This window comes from Cupriavidus sp. 8B (genome assembly GCF_054589115.1).
In genome coordinates, this window is record NZ_BAAILO010000151.1 from 1 (window position 1) to 580 (window position 580).

1 protein-coding gene and 1 pseudogene are annotated in these 580 nt (G+C 61.0%); both read right to left on the reverse strand.

The features are described from left to right. A pseudogene (locus ACYP5B_RS15525) lies at positions 1 to 142 on the reverse strand (Hsp20/alpha crystallin family protein); the annotation flags it as partial. 18 nt (positions 143 to 160) lie between these two features. Beyond that, on the reverse strand, positions 161 to 580 hold a 420-nt coding region (locus tag ACYP5B_RS15530; RefSeq protein WP_459570314.1), incomplete at its 5' end, for an Hsp20/alpha crystallin family protein.

Sequence of the window (580 nt, forward strand, 5' to 3'; positions counted from 1 at the left end):
CCAGCTTGTCCTTGGGCACACCCGGCAGATCGGCGTACAGGGTGATGCCTGCGGCGTCCTCGTACACATTCACTGGCGGCATCAGGGCCGCTTCAGCGCTGCCAGCGTCGGCTTGTTTGGTGACAGCAGTATTTTCGCTCATGGCGAGATCCTCCTCGCATCACTGGATGCTGATTTGGCGCCGCTGCGCTGCTTCGAGGCGCTGGATGCTGATGTGCAGCACGCCATCACGGTACTTGGCTTCCACCGCATTGGGATTCACGTCGTCCGGTAGGCTCACCACGCGACGGAAGCGGCCGGCGAAGCGTTCATCGATATGCAGGGAGGTTTGCTCGTCCTTGTCAGAGAGATCGGGCTTGCGCTCGCCGACAATGGTCAGTACGCCCTTCACCAGTTGGACGTCGATGCTGGCCGGATCGGTGCCGGGGGCAAAGGCGTAGATTTCCACCGAGTGGGGTGTGCCGCCTACATTCATGGCCGGAAAACTGACCCGACCACGAATACTGGGAGACTGCTCGAATGGCTGGTGCAGCTCGCGCTGCAGGCGTTCCAGTTCTGAGAATACGTCACGGGGAAACAG